Origin of the sequence: Streptomyces subrutilus (assembly GCF_008704535.1) — a bacterium.
GTDB lineage: Bacteria > Actinomycetota > Actinomycetes > Streptomycetales > Streptomycetaceae > Streptomyces > Streptomyces subrutilus.
The window spans coordinates 3,412,501-3,430,508 of record NZ_CP023701.1; the positions used below are offsets into that span (position 1 = coordinate 3,412,501).

The 18,008-nt window shown below is 74.9% G+C and carries 16 protein-coding genes (1 of these 16 running past the window's edge); 5 read left to right on the forward strand and 11 right to left on the reverse strand.

Annotated elements, in window-relative coordinates:
• On the forward strand, nucleotides 1-605 hold the 3' portion of the coding sequence (gene trpS, locus CP968_RS14855; protein WP_150518464.1) for a tryptophan--tRNA ligase. It extends 394 nt beyond the left edge of the window; 605 of the gene's 999 nt are visible here — the last part of the coding sequence; its start codon lies beyond the left edge, outside the window; it ends in the stop codon at nucleotides 603-605.
• A gap of 63 nt (nucleotides 606-668) precedes the next feature.
• On the opposite strand, the gene proC is transcribed toward trpS, so the two are convergent.
• From proC to CP968_RS14880, 5 genes are all read right to left on the reverse strand, one after another.
• Nucleotides 669-1,478, reverse strand: coding sequence for a pyrroline-5-carboxylate reductase (proC, locus tag CP968_RS14860; protein ID WP_150518465.1), 810 nt, complete (start codon nucleotides 1,476-1,478; stop codon nucleotides 669-671).
• 102 nt (nucleotides 1,479-1,580) lie between these two features.
• Entirely contained in the window at nucleotides 1,581-2,375 is a 795-nt protein-coding gene (locus tag CP968_RS14865) for an ABC transporter permease (protein WP_150518466.1), read from the reverse strand.
• Nucleotides 2,372-3,190 carry an ABC transporter ATP-binding protein gene (locus CP968_RS14870; protein WP_150518467.1) on the reverse strand — a complete coding sequence of 273 codons (819 nt, stop codon included), beginning with the start codon at nucleotides 3,188-3,190 and terminating at the stop codon, nucleotides 2,372-2,374. The genes CP968_RS14865 and CP968_RS14870 overlap by 4 nt, the downstream gene beginning before the upstream one ends.
• A 63-nt stretch (nucleotides 3,191-3,253) precedes the next feature.
• Complete coding sequence (locus CP968_RS14875; RefSeq protein WP_150518468.1) at nucleotides 3,254-3,778, reverse strand: hypothetical protein; 525 nt, start codon at nucleotides 3,776-3,778, stop codon at nucleotides 3,254-3,256.
• Between the two features lie 233 nt (nucleotides 3,779-4,011).
• On the reverse strand, nucleotides 4,012-4,320 hold the full coding sequence (locus CP968_RS14880) for an SH3 domain-containing protein (RefSeq protein WP_150518469.1): 309 nt from the start codon (nucleotides 4,318-4,320) through the stop codon (nucleotides 4,012-4,014).
• Between the two features lie 106 nt (nucleotides 4,321-4,426).
• Here CP968_RS14880 and CP968_RS14885 point away from each other — a divergent pair, with 106 nt between their 5' ends.
• Nucleotides 4,427-6,592, forward strand: coding sequence for a serine/threonine-protein kinase (locus CP968_RS14885; protein ID WP_268253298.1), 2,166 nt, complete (start codon nucleotides 4,427-4,429; stop codon nucleotides 6,590-6,592).
• A 100-nt stretch (nucleotides 6,593-6,692) separates the two neighbouring features.
• Here the strand turns inward: CP968_RS14885 and ilvD are convergent, their stop codons facing one another.
• From ilvD to CP968_RS14905, 4 genes are all read right to left on the reverse strand, one after another.
• Entirely contained in the window at nucleotides 6,693-8,543 is a 1,851-nt protein-coding gene (gene ilvD, locus CP968_RS14890) for a dihydroxy-acid dehydratase (protein ID WP_150518471.1), read from the reverse strand.
• Between the two features lie 126 nt (nucleotides 8,544-8,669).
• Nucleotides 8,670-9,287, reverse strand: coding sequence for a TetR/AcrR family transcriptional regulator (locus CP968_RS14895; RefSeq protein WP_150518472.1), 618 nt, complete (start codon nucleotides 9,285-9,287; stop codon nucleotides 8,670-8,672).
• Nucleotides 9,284-10,138, reverse strand: coding sequence for a sugar phosphate isomerase/epimerase family protein (locus CP968_RS14900; RefSeq protein WP_150518473.1), 855 nt, complete (start codon nucleotides 10,136-10,138; stop codon nucleotides 9,284-9,286). The genes CP968_RS14895 and CP968_RS14900 overlap by 4 nt, the downstream gene beginning before the upstream one ends.
• 241 nt (nucleotides 10,139-10,379) lie before the next feature.
• Nucleotides 10,380-11,321 carry a Ppx/GppA family phosphatase gene (locus CP968_RS14905; RefSeq protein ID WP_150518474.1) on the reverse strand — a complete coding sequence of 314 codons (942 nt, stop codon included), beginning with the start codon at nucleotides 11,319-11,321 and terminating at the stop codon, nucleotides 10,380-10,382.
• A 177-nt stretch (nucleotides 11,322-11,498) separates the two neighbouring features.
• Here CP968_RS14905 and CP968_RS14910 point away from each other — a divergent pair, with 177 nt between their 5' ends.
• The gene (locus CP968_RS14910; protein ID WP_229886754.1) at nucleotides 11,499-12,260 is read left to right on the forward strand and encodes a DUF3109 family protein; all 762 of its coding nucleotides are present in this window, start codon (nucleotides 11,499-11,501) and stop codon (nucleotides 12,258-12,260) included.
• Here CP968_RS14910 and CP968_RS14915 read toward each other — a convergent pair.
• Nucleotides 12,257-14,131, reverse strand: a complete 1,875-nt coding sequence (locus tag CP968_RS14915) for a BACON domain-containing protein (RefSeq protein WP_150518476.1) — start codon at nucleotides 14,129-14,131, stop codon at nucleotides 12,257-12,259. The two genes, CP968_RS14910 and CP968_RS14915, sit on opposite strands and share 4 nt — an antisense overlap.
• 188 nt (nucleotides 14,132-14,319) lie before the next feature.
• Between CP968_RS14915 and radA the strand changes: the two genes are divergently transcribed.
• Both radA and disA read left to right on the forward strand, forming a co-directional pair.
• A complete protein-coding gene (gene radA / locus CP968_RS14920; RefSeq protein WP_150518477.1) occupies nucleotides 14,320-15,732 on the forward strand; it encodes a DNA repair protein RadA in 1,413 nt (470 codons plus the stop codon).
• Between the two features lie 213 nt (nucleotides 15,733-15,945).
• A complete protein-coding gene (gene disA / locus CP968_RS14925) occupies nucleotides 15,946-17,070 on the forward strand; it encodes a DNA integrity scanning diadenylate cyclase DisA (protein WP_150518478.1) in 1,125 nt (374 codons plus the stop codon).
• A gap of 106 nt (nucleotides 17,071-17,176) precedes the next feature.
• On the opposite strand, the gene CP968_RS14930 is transcribed toward disA, so the two are convergent.
• Nucleotides 17,177-17,986, reverse strand: coding sequence for a hypothetical protein (locus tag CP968_RS14930; RefSeq protein ID WP_150518479.1), 810 nt, complete (start codon nucleotides 17,984-17,986; stop codon nucleotides 17,177-17,179).
• Between the last annotated feature and the right edge of the window lie 22 nt (nucleotides 17,987-18,008).

The following is an 18,008-nucleotide window of genomic DNA, read 5'->3' on the forward strand; positions in this document are numbered from 1 at the left end:
TGCTGATGGCCGCCGACATCCTGGCGTACGGGACGCAGGAGGTGCCGGTGGGCGAGGACCAGCGGCAGCACGTCGAGCTGACCCGCGACCTCGCCGTGCGGTTCAACCAGCGCTACGGGCACACCTTCACCGTGCCGAAGGCCACGCACCCGGCCGTGGCCGCGCGGGTCATGGACCTGCAGGACCCGACCGCGAAGATGGGCAAGTCCCACGAGAACACCGCCGGCATCGTCTACCTGCTGGACGAACCCGAGGTCGTGCGCAGGAAGGTCATGCGGGCCGTCACCGACAGCGGGGAGGGCGGTGTCGTCCACGACCGGGAGGCACGGCCCGGGAGCGCCAACCTCCTGGACGTCCTGGCGGCCTGCACGGGCGGCGATCCGAAGGTGCTCGCCGACGGCTACCAGGGGTACGGCGCGCTGAAGCGGGACGTCGCGGACGCGGTGGTCGAACTGCTGCGGCCGGTGCGCGAGCGGCACGCGGAGCTCGCGGCCGATCCGGGTGAGGTGGAACGGGTGCTGCGGGACGGGGCCGGGCGGGCCCGGGCGCTCGCGCGGCCGGTGGTGGACCGGGCGTACGCGGCCATCGGGCTGCTGGACCGGTGACCCGGTGGCGCGTCCCGGTGCGGTCGGGGGTCCGTACCGCACCGGGACGCGCGTGCCGCTGGGTCAGCTGTTGCCGGTGGCGAGTTCGCGGCTGCGGTCGCGGGCCGCTTCGAGGGCGGCGATCAGGGCCGCGCGCACGCCGTGCTTCTCCAGCTCCACGATCGCGTTGATGGTGGTGCCGGCCGGGGAGGTGACCGCCTCGCGGAGCTTCACCGGGTGCTCGCCGCTGTCGCGGAGCATCACGGCGGCGCCGATGGCGGCCTGGACGATCAGTTCGTGGGCCTGGGCGCGGGGCAGGCCGAGGAGGATGCCGGCGTCGGTCATGGCCTCGACGAGGAAGTAGAAGTAGGCGGGACCGGAGCCGGAGAGGGCGGTGGCCGCGTCCTGCTGGGTCTCCGGGACGCGCAGGGTCTTGCCGACGGCTCCGAAGATCTCCTCGGTGTGCCGCAGGTGGGCTGCGGTGGCGTGGCTGCCGGCCGAGATGACGGACATCGCCTCGTCGACGAGGGCGGGGGTGTTCGTCATGACGCGGACGACCGGGGCGCCGGGGGCGAGCCGTTCCTCGAAGAACGAGGTCGGCACGCCGGCGGCGCCGCTGACGACCAGGCGGTCGGCCGGGACGTGCGGGGCGAGCTCGTCCAGCAGCTTGCCCATGTCCTGCGGCTTGACCGTGAGGATGAGGGTGTCGGCGCGCTTGGCGGCCTCGGCGTTGGAGACGGCCTCGACCCCGTAGCGGGCGGTGAGCTCCTCGGCGCGCTCGGGCCGGCGGGCGGTGACGAGCAGCTTCGAGGCGGGCCAGCCCCCGCGGATCATGCCGCTGAGCAGGGCCTCGCCGATCTTGCCGGTACCGAGGACTGCGACTGTCTGGGTCATGCCCGATTCACCTCGCCGAACTGTGGAGCACGCGTACTGCGGAGACGTGCTCATCCTCGCACCCGGGGGGCCGCGGGCGGGCGGGTGTCCGGTCCGTGGGCGTCAGGGGGTGCGGCGGCGCAGGGTGGCCGCGCCGAGGGCGAGGACGAGCAGGGCGCAGGCGGCCACGACGACGGCGTCGCGGACGAAGGCGGCGGTGGTGTCGGTGTGGGTGAGGACCTGGTTCATGCCGTCGACGGCGTACGACATGGGCAGCACGTCGGAGAGCCCTTCGAGGACCGGGTGCATGGTGTCGCGGGCCGCGAACAGTCCGCACAGCAGCAGCTGGGGGAAGATCACCGCCGGCATGAACTGGACGGCCTGGAACTCGGAGGCGGCGAAGGCGGAGACGAACAGGCCGAGGGCGGTGCCGAGGAGCGCGTCGAGGAGGGCGACCAGCAGGAGCAGCCAGGGCGAGCCGACGACGTCGAGGCCGAGGAGCCACAGGGCGAGGCCGGTGGCGAGCAGGGACTGGACGACGGCGACGGCGCCGAAGGCGAGGGCGTAGCCGGCGATGAGGTCGCCCTTGCCGAGCGGCAGGGCGAGGAGGCGTTCCAGGGTGCCGGAGGTGCGCTCGCGGAGGGTGGCGATGGAGGTCACCAGGAACATCGTGATGAGGGGGAAGATCCCGAGGAGGGAAGCGCCGATGCCGTCGAAGGTGCGCCGGTCGCCGTCGAAGACAAAGCGGAGCAGCGTCAGCATCAGGACGGGGACCAGCAGCATCAGGGCGATGGAGCGCGGGTCGTGGCGGAGCTGGCGCAGGACGCGGACGGCGGTGGCGGCGGTGCGCGCGGCGCTGAGCGGGGCGTTGCGGGACAGGGTGGGGGCCGGGGCGGGCGCGGGGGCCGGGGTGGTCATCGCCGGTTCTCCTGGAGGGTCGCGGTGGTGGGTGCGGTGGTGGCGTTCGCTGCGTCCACCAGACGGAGGAAACCCTCCTCGACGGTGCCGGCGCCGGTGCGGGTGCGCAGGTCGTCGGGGGTGCCGTGGGCGAGGATGCGGCCCTCGCGCATGAGCAGCAGGTCGTGACAGCGCTCGGCCTCGTCCATGACGTGGGAGGAGACCAGGATCGTGGCGCCGCGGACGGCGGTGAGCCGGTGGAAGAGGGCCCACAGGTCGCGGCGCAGGACGGGGTCGAGGCCGACGGTCGGTTCGTCGAGGACCAGCAGTTCGGGCGTGCCGAGCAGGGCGACGGCGAGGGAGACGCGGCTGCGCTGGCCGCCGGAGAGGTTGCCGGCGAGGGCGTCGGCGCGGGGGGTGAGGTCGACGTCGGCGACGGCCCGGGCGACGGCCTCGCGGCGGCGGGCGGCGGCGGGGCGGCCGGGGTCGAGGACGGCGGCGAAGTAGTCCAGGTTCTGCCGGACGGTGAGGTCGTCGTAGACGGAGGGGGCCTGGGTGACGTAGCCGATGCGGGAGCGGAGCGCGGGGTGGCCGGCGGGGCGGCCGAGGACGTCGAGGGTGCCGGTGACGTGGGCCTGGGTGCCGACGACGGCGCGCAGGAGGGTGGACTTCCCGCAGCCGGAGGGGCCGAGGAGGCCGGTGATGCGGCCGCGCGGGACGTCGAAGGCGAGGGCGTCGAGGACGGTCCGGGAGGTGCGGCCGGTGCCGCGGCGGACGGTGAGGCCGTGGGCGCGGACGGCGGGCTCCGCGGCCGCCTCCTGCGAGTTATTCATCATGTGATGAATAATGCGCCCGGAGGTGCCCGGGCGTCAACGCGGCGGTGGTGCCCGCCGGGCCGGTTACTTCTTGCGCTTGGGGCGCCGCGCGGCCGGGTTGCCGGTACGGGCGCCGCGGCGGCGGGCGTACTCGGCCATGGCGCGTTCGTACTCGGCGCGGCGCAGGTCCTCGCCGGGGGCTTCGACGAAGGTGCGCAGGAAGTAGGCGATGAGGGAGCCGATGAAGCCGATGGCCTTGAGCCCCTTGAGCGCGGCCTCGTCGGAGGAGGGGGCCGGGCGGCGGCTGAAGGACTCCCAGGTCTTGGCGAAGGCGATGGAGCTCGCGATCGCGAAGAGGACGACGACGGAGATGCTGAGGAAGGGGCCGACGTTGCCGATCTCCAGTCCCTCGTAGGCGAAGCGGAGCAGGTACGCGCCGATGACGGCGGCGGCCAGGGAGCCGAGGGCGACGCCGGCGCGGCGGGCGGCGTAGCCGCCGTCGTGCTTCACCCAGGTGGTGCCGAAGAAACGGATCGGCTCGGGCTCGGGGCCGCCGGGGGCGGCCTGGGGCGCCGGGGTGGGGGGCTGGTCTCGCTGGTCGTCGCTCACACCGTCGATTATCCCCCGCCGGGTGGCTCCGCCCGGGCCCGTCTCGCGTGGCGGACCCCGCCGGCCGGCCCGCAGCACCCCGGCTCCGCCGGGCACCGGGCTCCGCCCGGACCCGCGCCTCACACGCCGGCGGGGCTGGGACGGCCGGGCCCGCCGAGGGGGCGGGCGGGGCTGAAGATGGTCCGACCCCGCCGAGGGCGTCGGCGGGGTCGGGGTGGTTCGGGTGGGTGGGGTTAGCCGCAGGGGGCGGCCACGTAGCCGTCGCTGCCCGTCTTGACGTAGGCGTCCGAGACGAACTGGCCGTTCCCGACGCAGTCCCAGAGGTTCGTCGTGCCGTACGGGCCCGAGACCGTGGTTCCGGGGCACTGGCAGCGGATGGTGACCACGGCGCCGATGGGCAGGGTGCGGACCACCGCGTAGTTGGTGCCGGGGCCGTTGCGCACGTTGAGCTGGGTGCCCGGTGCGATCGGGTAGCTGCGGTAGCCGGACTCCCCCGCGAGGGCCTGGGCCGGTGACTGGTGCAATTCGTCGTCTATCGACATGAAAAGTTTCCCCCCTTGAGCATGACGCTCTGCAACTCGCGCAGGGTAGCAGGCCCTTACCGATCCTTATGCGCCATCGACTAGGCTCCGGCGGGGGTGGTCGGCAGTGCATCCACTGCGCGCGGAACGGGCCGGTTTTCCGGAGTACGCCGGTCAGTACCGGCTGGAATCCGTACTGGGTTCCGGTGGCATGGGGGTGGTACATCTGGCCACCTCCGGTTCCGGGCTGCGCCTCGCCGTCAAGGTCGTGCACGCGCAGCACGCGGTCGATCCCGAGTTCCGGGCCCGGTTCCGGCAGGAGGTCGCGGCCGCCCGGCGGGTGAGCGGGGCGTTCACCGCGCCCGTCGTGGACGCCGATCCGGACGCCGAACGGCCGTGGATGGCCACCCTCTTCATCGACGCGCCGACGCTCGCCGAGCGGGTGCGGGAACGGCCGCTCGACGCGGCCGAGGCCAGCCGGCTGGGGGCGGGGCTGGCCGAGGCGCTGCGGGACATCCACCGGGCCGGGGTGGTGCACCGCGACCTCAAGCCCAGCAACGTGCTGATGGCCGCGGACGGGGTCCGGGTCATCGACTTCGGGATCTCCCGGCCGGTCGACAGCGACCTGCGCACCGAGACCGGCAAGCTCATCGGGACGCCGCCGTTCATGGCGCCGGAGCAGTTCCAGCGGCCCAGGGAGGTGGGGCCGGCCGCGGACGTGTTCGCGATGGGGGCCGTGCTCGTGCACGCGGCGACCGGCCGGGGGCCCTTCGACTCCGACAGCCACTACCTCGTCGCCTACCAGGTCGTGCACAACGAGCCCGATCTGACCGGTGTGCCCGACGTCCTGGTGCCCGTCATCGCGCGCTGCCTCGCGAAGGACCCCGCCGACCGGCCCACTCCCGACGCGCTGCTCGGCGAGTTGCGGGCCGCCGCGTACCCGACCGCCGGCGAGGACACCCGCGCCTTCGTCCCGCAGCCGCGCCGGCCGCGCGCCGAGCCGGGTCCGGCCGCCGACGAGACCACGCACCGCCGGGTACGCGTGCCGGCCGGCGGGCCGCGCCCCGGGCGGCGCGGCCGGCTGGTCGCGGCGGCGGGACTCGGGCTGCTGCTGGCGGGCGGGGCCGCCGGCGGGTACGCCTGGTCGGGCACGGGCGGCGCGACGGGCACCCGACCGCCCGGCGCCGGGGCTGTGGCCGGTGCGGCGGCCGGGGCCCAGCCCGCCCCGCCCGCGCCGTGGTCCACCGCGGTGGGGACGCGGGGGCCGGGCAATGCCGCCGCCGCGTGCGCCTGGGCGGCGGCCGCCCTGTACTGCTCGGCGCCCGGCCTGGCGGCGGCCCGGGTGAGCCCGGCCGACGGGGCGGTGGCCTGGTCGGTGCCGACGCCGGGGGCGGGGGCCCGTACGCCGGGCGCCGTCGCCGTGGCGCCGCTGCCGGCCGGCGGTCTCGTCCTGACGGTGGCCGCGGGCAGCGGACTGCTCCGGGCGCTGGACGCGGAGGGCGGCGCCGAGCGCTGGACGAAGGAACTCCCGCCGGGCGCGCGGGTGCTGCCGGCCGGGTCCAGGGTGCTCGTGGCGGCGCTCGACGGGACGGTGACGGCGTACGACACGGCGACCGGGGCCGCGGGGTGGAGCAAGCGGCTGGGCGGGGCGGGCTCCTCGTGGTTCGCGGATCCCGCGGACGGTGCGCAGAACCGCGACCTGTACGTGTCGACGCACTCCGCCGACGGGTCGTCCTCTCAGGTCTCGGCGATCGACCCGGCCTCCGGCGCGGTGCGCTGGCAGTTGCGCGCGTCGGGGATGCTCGACCCGGTCGGGGTCGCGCAGGGCGGCCTCCACCTGCTGGCCGGGGACGCGCAGTCGCTGACGCACGCGGTCGTACGGGTCGACCTGGAGAGCCGGGCCGTGCACCGGACCAGGCTGTCGGTGGCGCAGTTGCAGGCCGAGGCGGCGGTGGGGCCGGACGGGCTGGTGTACGTGATGGGCGTCTCGGGGGCGCTGACGGCGGTCGGGCCGGAGAAGGAGGCCTGGCGGCTGGAGACGGCGGTGTCCGCGGCGTCCCGGCCGGTGGTGGACGGCGGCCGGCTCTACCTGATGGCGGCCGACGGGCGGCTGATCGCGGTGGACGCCGCGGCGGGCCGGCTGCTCGGGCAGACGCGTCCGCGCATGGGCACCGGGGCCGGGGCCTTCACCGCCACGGTCCCCGCGCCGGCGGTCGGCGGCGGCCGGGCGTTCGGGAGCGCGCCGGACGGGTCGGTGTTCTCCGTGGACGCCGACCGGCCGGGCGCCTGGTGACGGAACCGCCCGGTCCGCCGCGCGCAAGGGCCGTGGACGCGGACCGGCCCCGCCCGATGCGCTGGGGCGGGGCAGGTCTCCGGTCGCGGGGGTGCGGTGGTCAGCCCAGGAGGGAGACGTCGCGGACCGCGCCCTTGTCGGCGCTGGTGGCCATGGCGGCGTAGGCGCGCAGGGCCGCGGAGACCTTGCGCTCGCGGTCCTTCGGGGCGTACACGCCGCCGAGGGCCTCGTGGCGGGCGGCGAGGGTCGCGTCGTCGACCAGCAGCTCGATGGAGCGGTTGGGGATGTCGATGCGGATGCGGTCGCCGTCCTCGACCACCGCGATGGTGCCGCCCGAGGCGGCCTCCGGGGAGGCGTGGCCGATGGACAGGCCCGAGGTGCCGCCGGAGAAGCGGCCGTCGGTGACCAGGGCGCAGACCTTGCCGAGGCCGCGGCCCTTGAGGAAGGAGGTCGGGTAGAGCATCTCCTGCATGCCGGGGCCGCCGCGCGGGCCCTCGTAGCGGATGACGACGACGTCGCCCGCCTTGATCTCCTTGCGGAGGATCTTGTCGACGGCCTCGTCCTGCGACTCGCAGACGACGGCCGGGCCCTCGAACGTCCAGATCGACTCGTCGACGCCGGCCGTCTTCACGACGCAGCCGTCGACCGCGATGTTGCCGCGCAGCACGGCGAGGCCGCCGTCCTTGGAGTACGCGTGCTGCACCGAGCGGATGCAGCCGCCCTCGGCGTCGAGGTCGAGGGTGTCCCAGCGCTCGGACTGGGAGAAGGCGGTGGCGGAGCGCCGGCAGCCGGGGGCCGCGTGCCACAGCTCCATGGCCACGTCGGAGGCGGTGCCGGAGCGGGCGTCCCACTCGGCGAGCCAGTCCTCCAGGCCGTCGGAGTGGACGCTGGTGACGTTCTTGTTGAGGAGTCCGCCGCGGTGCAGCTCGCCGAGGATGGCGGGGATGCCGCCGGCGCGGTGGATGTCCTCCATGTAGTACGTGCCGCCGGGGGCCACGTTCGGGGCGACCTTGGACAGGCACGGGACGCGGCGCGAGACCTCGTCGATGTCCGTGAGGTCGTAGTCGAGGCCCGCCTCCTGTGCGGCGGCGAGCAGGTGCAGGATCGTGTTGGTGGAGCCGCCCATGGCGATGTCGAGGGCCATCGCGTTCTCGAAGGCCTCGCGGGTCGCGATCGAGCGCGGCAGGACCGAGTGGTCGTCCTGTTCGTAGTGGCGCTTGGTGATCTCGACGACGGTGCGGCCGGCGTCCTCGTAGAGGGCCTTGCGGGCGGTGTGCGTGGCGAGGACCGAGCCGTTGCCGGGGAGGGCCAGGCCGATGGCCTCGGCGAGGCAGTTCATCGAGTTGGCGGTGAACATGCCCGAACACGAGCCGCAGGTGGGGCAGGCGTTCTCCTCGATGCGCAGCACGTCCTCGTCGGAGACGTTCTCGTTGGAGGCGTCGACCATGGCGTCGATGAGGTCGAGCTTGCGGACCGTGCCGTCGACGAGGGTGGCCTGGCCGGCCTCCATCGGACCGCCGGAGACGAAGACGACCGGGATGTTGAGGCGCATCGCGGCCATCAGCATGCCGGGGGTGATCTTGTCGCAGTTGGAGATGCAGATCAGGGCGTCGGCGCAGTGCGCCTCGACCATGTACTCCACGCTGTCCGCGATCAGGTCGCGCGAGGGCAGCGAGTAGAGCATGCCGCCGTGGCCCATGGCGATGCCGTCGTCGACCGCGATGGTGTTGAACTCGCGCGGGATGGCGCCGGCGGCGCGGATCGCGTCGGAGACGATGCGGCCGACCGGGGCCAGGTGCGTGTGGCCGGGGACGAACTCGGTGAAGGAGTTGGCGACCGCGATGATCGGCTTGCCGATGTCCTCGCTCGCTACGCCCGACGCACGCATAAGGGCGCGTGCGCCCGCCATGTTGCGGCCGTGGGTGACGGTGCGGGACCTCAGCTCGGGCATCGGGTTCACTCCCCATGGATGCGGCTGGCCCGGGGGCCGGCCGCGACTGTAGATAGGAATTCAGTTACGAGGCTACGCCCCTCGCCCGCGATACGGACAGGGTGTCCGGATGGCGGGACCGGGGGGTCATTCTTCGGTCAGGTAGCGCTGGAGCGTGGGGGCGACCAGCCTGATGATCGCCTCCGGGTCCGCGGAGGCGAGCGGCTCGACCTGGACGACGTAGCGCAGGACCGCGATGCCGACCATGTGCGAGGCCGCGAGCTCGGCGCGGAACGTCGGGTCGGGGACGTCGAGGTCGGCCGCCACCCGCTCCAGCAGGCGGCGCAGCACGAGCCGGCGCAGCACCGCGGCGGCCGCCTCGTGGGTGAGGGCGGAGCGCAGGACGGCGAGGAGCGGGGTGCGGGTGAGCGGATCCTCCCACACGCCGAGGAAGTAGCGGGCCAGCCGCTCGCCGATGCCGTCCGGGTCCGCGCCGAGCAGGTCCGGGATGACCAGGGCCGGTTCCAGGCTGGCCTCGACGGCGGCGGCGAACAGGTCGTCCTTGCTGCCGAAGTAGTGGTGGACCAGGGCCGGGTCCACGCCGGCGGCCTTGGCGACGCCGCGCACGGAGGTCTTGTCGTAGCCGCGCGCCGCGAACTCCGAGCGGGCGGCCAGCCGGATGAGCTCCTGCGTGCCGGGGCCCTCCTCTGCCTCGTCCTGGCGGGGCCGGCCGGGGCCGCGGCGCCGCTTCGCCGGCTCGGTCACGGGCGGCGCGCCCGGGAGCGCGGGGAGGGGGGCGCGGGCGGTGCGGCGGGTGCGGCGGCCAGGTGCAGGCGGGTGAAGGCCAGGGCCTCGGCGAGGTCGGCCTCGCGCTCGGCGGAGGACATCGCGCGCCGGGTGTTGACCTCGATGACGACGTGCCCGTCGAAGGAGGTGCGGGCGAGCCGCTCCAGCAGCTCGGCGCAGGGCTGGGTGCCGCGGCCGGGGACGAGGTGCTCGTCCTTGGCGGAGCCGTTGCCGTCGGCGAGGTGGACGTGGGCGAGCCGGTCGCCCATCCGGTCGATCATCGCGGTGGCGTCGGTGCGGGCGGTCGCGGTGTGGGAGAGGTCGACGGTGAAGTGCCGGTAGTCGTCCTTGGTGACGTCCCACTCGGGTGCGTACGCGAGCATCTCGCGGTCGCGGTAGCGCCAGGGGTACATGTTCTCGACCGCGAAGCGGACGTCGCTCTCGTCTGCCATCCGCCAGATGCCGGTGACGAAGTCCCGCGCGTACTGGCGCTGCCAGCGGAAGGGCGGGTGCACGACGACCGTGGACGCGCCGAGCCGCTCGGCCGCGGCCCGGGCCCGCAGGAGCTTGGTCCACGGGTCGGTGGACCACACCCGCTGGGTGATCAGCAGACAGGGCGCGTGCACGGCGAGGATCGGGACCCCGTGGTCGTCGGAGAGCCGGCGCAGGGCGTCGACGTCCTGGCTGACGGGGTCCGTCCAGACCATCACCTCGACGCCGTCGTACCCGAGGCGCGCGGCGATCTCGAAGGCGGTCGCCGTCGACTCCGGATAGACGGAGGCGGTGGAGAGGGCGACTTTCGCTGTCGGGACACGGACTGGTTCTGCCACGGAGACAGGGTACGGGGCGTGCGGAGGCGGGGCGGGCGGGGCCGCGGGCACCGGGCCGGCCGGGTGCCGCTGGGGCGTCTCTTCCGGATCTTGCCTGACCCGCGCCGCCCGGCACCGCACCCCGCCGCCTTGGCGGAACACCACGTACGTCCAGTACTCCGGCGTCCCGCCGAGGCGCCGAGGCGCCGATGCACGGCACCGGACGACGCGGGCTCAAGCGGCACGATCCGAAAGAGACGACCTAGGTCACCACCGGCGCCGGCAGGTGGTCCAGCCGGCGCAGGATGACCCCTTCCCGCAGGGCCCACGGGCAGATCTCCAGCTCCTCGACGCCGAAGAGGTCCATGGCCCCCTCCGCGACCAGGGCCCCCGCCAGGATCTGGTTCGCGCGGCCGTCCGACACGCCCGGCAGGGCCGCGCGCTGGGCCGTGGTCATCGCGGCGAGGCGCGGGACCCACTCCTCCAGGGACTTGCGGCTGAGGTCGCGCTGCACGTACAGCCCGTCCGCCGAGCGGGCCGCGCCCGCGATGCGGGCCAGCTGCTTGAACGTCTTCGACGTCGCGACCACGTGGTCGGGGGCCCCGAAGCGGCTGAACTCGCCGACCGAGCGTGCGATCCGCGCCCGCACGTGCCGCCTGAGCGCCCGGACGTCGGCCCCGTCCGGCGGGTCGCCGGGGAGCCAGCCCGCGGTGAGGCGGCCCGCACCCAGCGGTAGCGAGACGGCCGCGTCCGGCTCCTCGTCGATGCCGTACGCGATCTCCAGCGAGCCGCCCCCGATGTCGAGGACCAGCAGCTTTCCGGCCGACCAGCCGAACCAGCGGCGGGCGGCGAGGAAGGTCAGCCGGGCCTCGTCGGCGCCGCTGAGGACGGGCAGGTCGATGCCCGTCTCGTGCTTCACCCGCGCCAGGACCTCGTCCGCGTTCGTGGCCTCGCGCACGGCGCTGGTCGCGAAGGGCAGGACGTCCTCGCAGCCCTTGTCCTCGGCGGCCTGGACCGCCCCGGCGATGACCGAGACGAGCAGTTCGACCCCGGCCGGAGTGACGGCTCCGTGCTCGTCGAGCAGTTCCGCCAGCCGCAGTTCCACCTTGTGCGAGTGGGCGGGCTGGGGACGCGCGCCGGGGTGCGCGTCGACCACCAGCAGATGGATCGTGTTCGAACCCACATCGAGGACACCGAGTCTCATAGGGGGAAACGCTACTGCGGCCAAGGCGCGGTGGGTGGGTAAGGGGCGCTTAGGCTTGGGTTTGTGCCACATACGAAGAAGGCCAACACGACCCGGTCGAAGAAGGACGCGGGCAAGGACAAGGGCAAGGGCAAGGCCGGCGACCGGAGCGCCAAGAGCGACAGGACCGGCAAGGTCGTGGTCGTGGCCGACGAGAAGGGGCTCGACTTCCCCCGCGCCTGGGTGGAGTTTCCCGACCCCGCCGATGAAGAACAGGTCTTCCGCTGCGACCTGACCTGGCTGACGTCCCGCTGGACCTGCATCTTCGGCAGCGGCTGCCAGGGCATCCAGGCCGGCCGGGCGGACGACGGCTGCTGCACGCTCGGGGCGCACTTCTCCGACGAGGAGGACGAGCAGCGCGTCGCGGAGCACGTGGCCCGGCTGACGCCGGAGCTGTGGCAGTTCCACGGCGTCGGCAGCGAGAGCGGCTGGACCCAGGTCGACGACGACGGGGAGCGGCAGACCCGCCGTTGGGAGGGGTCCTGCATCTTCCAGAACCGGCCCGGTTTCGCCGCCGGGGCCGGGTGCTCGCTGCACATCCTGGCGCTGCGCGAGGGCCGCGAGCCGCTGGAGACCAAGCCGGACGTCTGCTGGCAGCTGCCGGTGCGCCGCACCTACGACTGGATCGACCGGCCCGACGACACCCGGGTGCTCCAGGTGTCGATCGGCGAGTACGACCGCCGCGGCTGGGGCCCGGGCGGCCACGACCTCCACTGGTGGTGCACCTCGGCCACCTCCGCGCACGGCGCCGGCGACCCGGTGTACGTGTCGTACCGCCCGGAGCTGACGGAGCTGATGGGCAAGGAGGGGTACGAGGAGCTGGTGAAGCTCTGCGAGGCGCGGCTGGCCTCCCTGCTGCCGATGGCCCCGCACCCGGCGGACCCCGTACGCCCGGCCTAGCCCGGTTCGCTCGCGGACGGGGCCGGGGCGTCCGTGGTGCCGCCGCCCTCCGTCGGGGTCGGCGTCGGGGTGGGCGACGGCGGCGGGATCGTGGGCTCCGTCGGCGAGGGCGTCGGCTGCGGCGGTGTGGGCGAAGGGCCGGCCGGGTCGGGCGAGGGGGACGGCGGACGCGTCGGGGGCTGGGTCGGAGCGGCCGTGGTGGCGGGGCGGCCGCGGCCCTGGACGGAGATCACCGCGCCGGCCGGGTCCACCCCGACCCGGGCCGACCAGGCGCCGACCGGCTGGGCCGCGGCGTCCACGGTGATGCGCAGGGTGACCGATTCTCCCGGGGCCAGCGTGCCCGCGGTCCGGCTCGCCCGCAGCCACGGGGCGTCGGACCACAGCCGCCAGTCCACCGGAGCGCCGCCGGAGGCCGTCAGGGTGAGCAGCGTGGTCGGGCCCTGCGCGGAGGCGGCGACGGCCAGACGGCCGGGGGCGCCCGGCCGGTCCGCGTCGGGGGCGGCCGGCGGGCCGGTGCTGATCACCTCGACGAAGACGTCGGGGTCGGTGCTGCCGGGGGCGAAGCCCGGTCCGGCCGTGGTGTCGGCGTTGCCGGTGTTCTCGTACGCGGCGAGCGGCCGGCCCTCGGTGCGCGGCGGCGGGATCTCGGACTCGCTCGCGGAGATGCGGGCGGCGCCGCCGACGGGTTCGCCGGTGCTGGGCGCGGCGCGGTAGGCCGCCCACAGGGCCAGCACCGGGGCGGCGACGACGGTGGCGACCACGGTGGTGGTGACGGCGCGGGAGCGCAGCCGGTCGCGCCGGGCGGCGTGGTCCTTGGGGTCCATGGGGAAGCCGGTGCGGTCGAAGCGCGGGCCGGGCCCGCCGCCGCGGCGGCCGGAGCGGAGCATCGCCGCGTGGACGGCGGTGCGCGGGGCGGCGACCAGCGGGAGCGCGGTCGCGGCGGTGGCGCCGCCGGAGCCGGGCCAGGGGTCCGCGGCCCCGACGCGTTCGGCGACGCGGCGGCAGCGGGGGCAGTCGTCGACGTGCCGGACGAGTTCGGCGCGCAGGGTGGTGGACAGCAGCACCTGGCCGTCGCCGGTGAGCCGGGACACGCTGGGGCAGCCGCCGGTCTCCACGACGGCGAGCGCGGCCCGGGTGCGCTCCACCTCGCAGGCGGCGCCGGTCAGCAGCTCCCGGGCGGCCGCCGCGGAGGTGCCGAGGACGGCGGCGAGCTCGCCCGTTCCGAGGCGGTGGCGGACGGCGAGTTCGAGCGCCTCGCGCTGCTCGGGCGTGGTCCCGGCGGCCTCCGGCCAGGCCAGCCGGGCCAGCTCGGTGCGGCGGTACGCGCTCACGTCGAGGGTGCGCGTGCCGGCCGGGGCGGCGCCCGCGTCCGGTCCGGGGCCGGCGGCGCCGGGCGCGTGGGCGCCTGCGGTGCGCTCCGCGCGGCGGGCGGAGTGCCGGGACCGCCGCTGTGCGGCGAGGCGGCGCAGGCAGCTCCAGCGGGCGAGGGCGTAGAGCCAGGCCCGGCGGGCCCCTTCGTCGGGGCAGCGGCCGGGGTGCCGTTCGGCCACGGCGAGCGCGTCGCCCAGCACGTCGGTGGCCGTGTCGTGGTCGCACAGCACCGACAGGCAGTAGGTGAACAGCCCGTCGAGGTAGGGCTCGTGCCGGAAGGGCGGGGCTTGCGGCGGCTCGCGGAGCGTGAACTCCGCGGCGCCGGCCGGGCCCGCCGAGCCGACCGGGCCCGGACCGGAAGCGGAACCGGCTGCCGTGCGACCGGAACCGGAACTGCCGGCGGCCGGGCCCGCGGAACCCCCGGAACCGGAAGGCGTGCGCCTGTGCGCCCGGTGTGCGCCGGTGCGCGATGAGGGGTGTGCCTGGTTGCTGCTGTTCACCTGGCGACCGTAGGCGGCACACCGGCGACGGCCCGGAACCCTTCAGCGCTTTTAGTCCTTATGGGTGAACGGATCGTCGCCGTGCTGACAGCCGCCCTGACGCGGGCGTCCCCGCGCGGCCCCGGGCGGGGGCCCGGACGCCGCACCGCGCCCCCGGCCCTGTCGGTGCCGGCCTATACCGTGGGCGCATGGCTGCCCGCACTGCTCGTTCATCCGCCAAGGACCGGCCGTCCTACCGCTGTACCGAGTGCGGCTGGACGACCGCGAAGTGGCTCGGGCGGTGTCCCGAGTGCCAGGCGTGGGGCACCGTCGAGGAGATGGGCGCACCCGCCGTGCGCACCACCGCCGCCGGCCGGGTCTCCACCGCCGCGGTGCCGATCGCGCAGGTAGACGGCCGGACGGCGACGGCCCGCAGCACCGGCGTGGACGAACTGGACCGGGTGCTCGGCGGCGGGCTCGTGCCCGGCGCCGTGGTGCTCCTCGCCGGGGAGCCCGGCGTCGGCAAGTCGACGCTGCTGCTCGACGTGGCGGCGAAGGCCTCCAGCGACGCGCACCGCACCCTGTACGTCACCGGCGAGGAGTCGGCGAGCCAGGTGCGGCTGCGGGCCGACCGGATCGGCGCGCTCAGCGACCACCTCTACCTCGCCGCCGAGACCGACCTGTCGGCGGTGCTCGGGCACCTCGACGCCGTGAAGCCCTCCCTGCTCGTCCTGGACTCCGTACAGACGGTCGCCTCCCCCGAGATCGACGGCGCGCCCGGCGGCATGGCCCAGGTGCGCGAGGTCGCCGGGGCGCTGATCCGGGCCTCCAAGGAACGGAGCATGTCCACCCTGCTCGTCGGCCACGTCACCAAGGACGGCGCCATCGCCGGCCCGCGGCTGCTGGAGCACCTGGTCGACGTGGTGCTGAGCTTCGAGGGCGACCGGCACGCCCGGCTGCGGCTGGTGCGCGGCATCAAGAACCGGTACGGCGCCACCGACGAGGTCGGCTGCTTCGAGCTGCACGACGAGGGGATCACCGGGCTCGCCGATCCGAGCGGGCTGTTCCTGACCCGGCGTGCGGAGGCCGTCCCCGGCACCTGCCTGACCGTGACCCTGGAGGGCAAGCGGCCGCTGGTCGCCGAGGTGCAGGCGCTGACCGTGGACTCGCAGATCCCCTCCCCCCGGCGCACCACCTCGGGCCTGGAGACCTCGCGGGTGTCGATGATGCTGGCCGTGCTGGAGCAGCGCGGGCGGATCACCGCACTCGGCAAGCGCGACATCTACTCCGCCACCGTGGGCGGGGTGAAGCTCACCGAGCCCGCCGCCGACCTGGCCATCGCCCTGGCCCTGGCCTCGGCCGCCAGTGACGTGCCGCTGCCCAAGAACCTGGTCGCGATCGGCGAGGTCGGGCTGGCCGGCGAGGTCCGGCGGGTGACGGGCGTACAGCGGCGGCTGGCGGAGGCGCACCGGCTGGGCTTCACGCACGCGCTGGTGCCGGCCGACCCGGGCCGGGTGCCGGCCGGGATGAAGGTGATCGAGGTGGCCGACATGGGCGACGCCCTGCGCGTGCTGCCGCGCGGCCGGTCCCGGGCCGCGGCCAAGGAGCGCCCCGCCGAGTAGCCGGCGGCCCGGCGCCGCGCGGCCCGGGCGGCGCGAGCGCGGGCGCCCGGGCCGCCCCGGGCGGCGGACGGATGCCTGGTCAGGGGAGCCCTGTGGGGCTCCCCCCGGGCCTACCTGGGCAAGCCACGGCGGGGCCGCAGCGCGCGCCGGTAGACTTTGTGCTGGTCCGCCCGGCCGTACGCAGGCGGCGCAACCCGCAACCGGAGGAGTGCAGTGGCAGCCAAGGACGGGGCAGCAGCATCCGGGAAGTCGGGCGCGGCGGCCAGGCAGGAGGCCATGATGCGCGCCTCGCTGAGCGCGGTCGCACCTGGTCAGCCCCTGCGCGACGGGCTGGAACGCATCGTCCGCGGGAACACCGGCGGGCTGATCGTCCTCGGCATGGACAAGAGCGTCGAGGCCATGTGCACCGGCGGGTTCGTGCTGGACGTGGAGTTCACCGCGACCCGGCTGCGCGAGCTGTGCAAGCTCGACGGCGCGCTCATCCTCGACAAGGACATCACCAAGATCCTGCGGGCCGGCGTGCAGCTGGTTCCGGACGCGTCGATCCACACGGAGGAGACGGGCACCCGCCACCGCACGGCCGACCGCGTCTCCAAGCAGTGCGGCTTCCCGGTGGTGTCGGTCTCGCAGTCGATGCGGCTGATCGCGCTGTACGTGGACGGGGAGCGGCGGGTCCTGGAGGAGTCCGGGGCGATCCTGTCGCGGGCGAACCAGGCGCTGGCCACGCTGGAGCGGTACAAACTGCGGCTCGACGAGGTCGCCGGCACGCTGTCGGCGCTGGAGATCGAGGACCTGGTCACGGTCCGTGACGTGACGGCGGTGGCGCAGCGGCTGGAAATGGTGCGCCGGATCGCGACGGAGATCGCCGAGTACGTGGTCGAACTGGGCACGGACGGGCGGCTGCTGTCGCTCCAGCTGGACGAACTGACCGTCGGCATCGAGCAGGAGCGCGAGCTGGTCATCCGCGACTACGTGCCGGAGCCGACGGCGAAGCGCTCCCGCACCGTGGACGAGGCCCTGGCCGAACTGGACGCGCTGACCCACCCGGAGCTGCTGGAGCTGGGCATCGTGGCGAAGGCCCTCGGCTACACCGGCTCGCCCGAGACCCTGGACTCGGCGGTGTCGCCGCGGGGTTACCGGCTGCTGGCGAAGGTGCCGAGGCTGCCGGGGGCCATCATCGAGCGCCTGGTGGAGCACTTCGGGGGGCTGCAGAAACTGCTGGCCGCCAGCGTGGACGACCTCCAGGCGGTGGACGGCGTGGGCGAGGCCCGCGCCCGCAGCGTCCGCGAGGGCCTGTCGCGGCTCGCGGAGTCCTCGATCCTCGAACGCTACGTCTAGGCCGTCCCTTTCGGCCCGCGCCCGGCCCGCCGCCGACCCGCCCCCACACGGAGGACGGCCCGGTCCGGCCCGGTCCGGACCGGAGGCCGGACCGCCCGTCGGCCCGTCAGTCCTGCTTGAGGACGAACGAGGTGTTCGTCACCGGCATGCCCGGGGACTTGACCTCGACCACGTACGTGCCCGGGGTCGCGCTGCCCGCGGGAGGCGTCTGGCACTGGTCGGCGGCGCTGAACCTGCGGTCCCATTCCAGCGAGCGCTTCGTCTCGCCCTGCGCGGGGACGCGGAAGAAGACGTTCCCGGCGCCCGGCGGGCAGTCCGCCGAGGACCAGACGGCCTTGCTGTCGGTCGCCTGAAGGATGGTCAGGATCGCCTGCTTCGGGCCGAGATCGACCTTGCAGGCGGCGGCGGAGACGTTGCGGGCGATCAGTTCGAGCCGTGGTTTCTCCCCCGACTCGTACTCGTTCTTCACGCTCTTGACCTCCCACTGGAGGGTGGCCGCGGCACACGCGGGAAGCGTGGAGTCCGCCGGTACCTGCCCCGCGCCGCCTCCCCCGCCCGCGCCGCCCATCCCGGCCCCGCCCGCGCCCGCGGTGCCCGCGCCGCCGCCCGGTTCGCCGTTCTTGCCCGAACCGGTGGAGCCGCCGCCGTCGGAGCCCGTCGTACCGCCGGAGCCCGACTCCGCGCGCCCGCCCGGGGCCTGAGTGATCGCCGGCCCGGTGCCGGAGGGGCCCGGGGTGATCGTGATGGTGCCCGGCCCGCCCCGGCCCTTGCCGTTCGTACTCGACCCGCCGCCACTGGAACTGACGGCCCATACGGCGAGGATCGCGAGGAGCGCGGCGACGGACGCCAGCACAGCCCTCCGTCGCCAGTAGATGGAGGAGGGGAGCGGCCCGACCGGATTGCGCAGAGATCCCACGGACGGAACTTTACGAGAGTCC

Excerpts from the sequence above, each read along its gene's own strand:
- CP968_RS14905 (WP_150518474.1), bottom strand. The coding sequence starts at position 11,321 with ATGAGACTCGGTGTCCTCGATGTGGGTTCGAACACGATCCATCTGCTG.
- proC (WP_150518465.1), bottom strand. The coding sequence starts at position 1,478 with ATGACCCAGACAGTCGCAGTCCTCGGTACCGGCAAGATCGGCGAGGCC.
- CP968_RS14880 (WP_150518469.1), bottom strand. The coding sequence starts at position 4,320 with ATGTCGATAGACGACGAATTGCACCAGTCACCGGCCCAGGCCCTCGCG.
- ilvD (WP_150518471.1), bottom strand. The coding sequence starts at position 8,543 with ATGCCCGAGCTGAGGTCCCGCACCGTCACCCACGGCCGCAACATGGCG.
- CP968_RS14865 (WP_150518466.1), bottom strand. The coding sequence starts at position 2,375 with ATGACCACCCCGGCCCCCGCGCCCGCCCCGGCCCCCACCCTGTCCCGC.
- CP968_RS14870 (WP_150518467.1), bottom strand. The coding sequence starts at position 3,190 with ATGATGAATAACTCGCAGGAGGCGGCCGCGGAGCCCGCCGTCCGCGCC.
- radA (WP_150518477.1), top strand. The coding sequence starts at position 14,320 with ATGGCTGCCCGCACTGCTCGTTCATCCGCCAAGGACCGGCCGTCCTAC.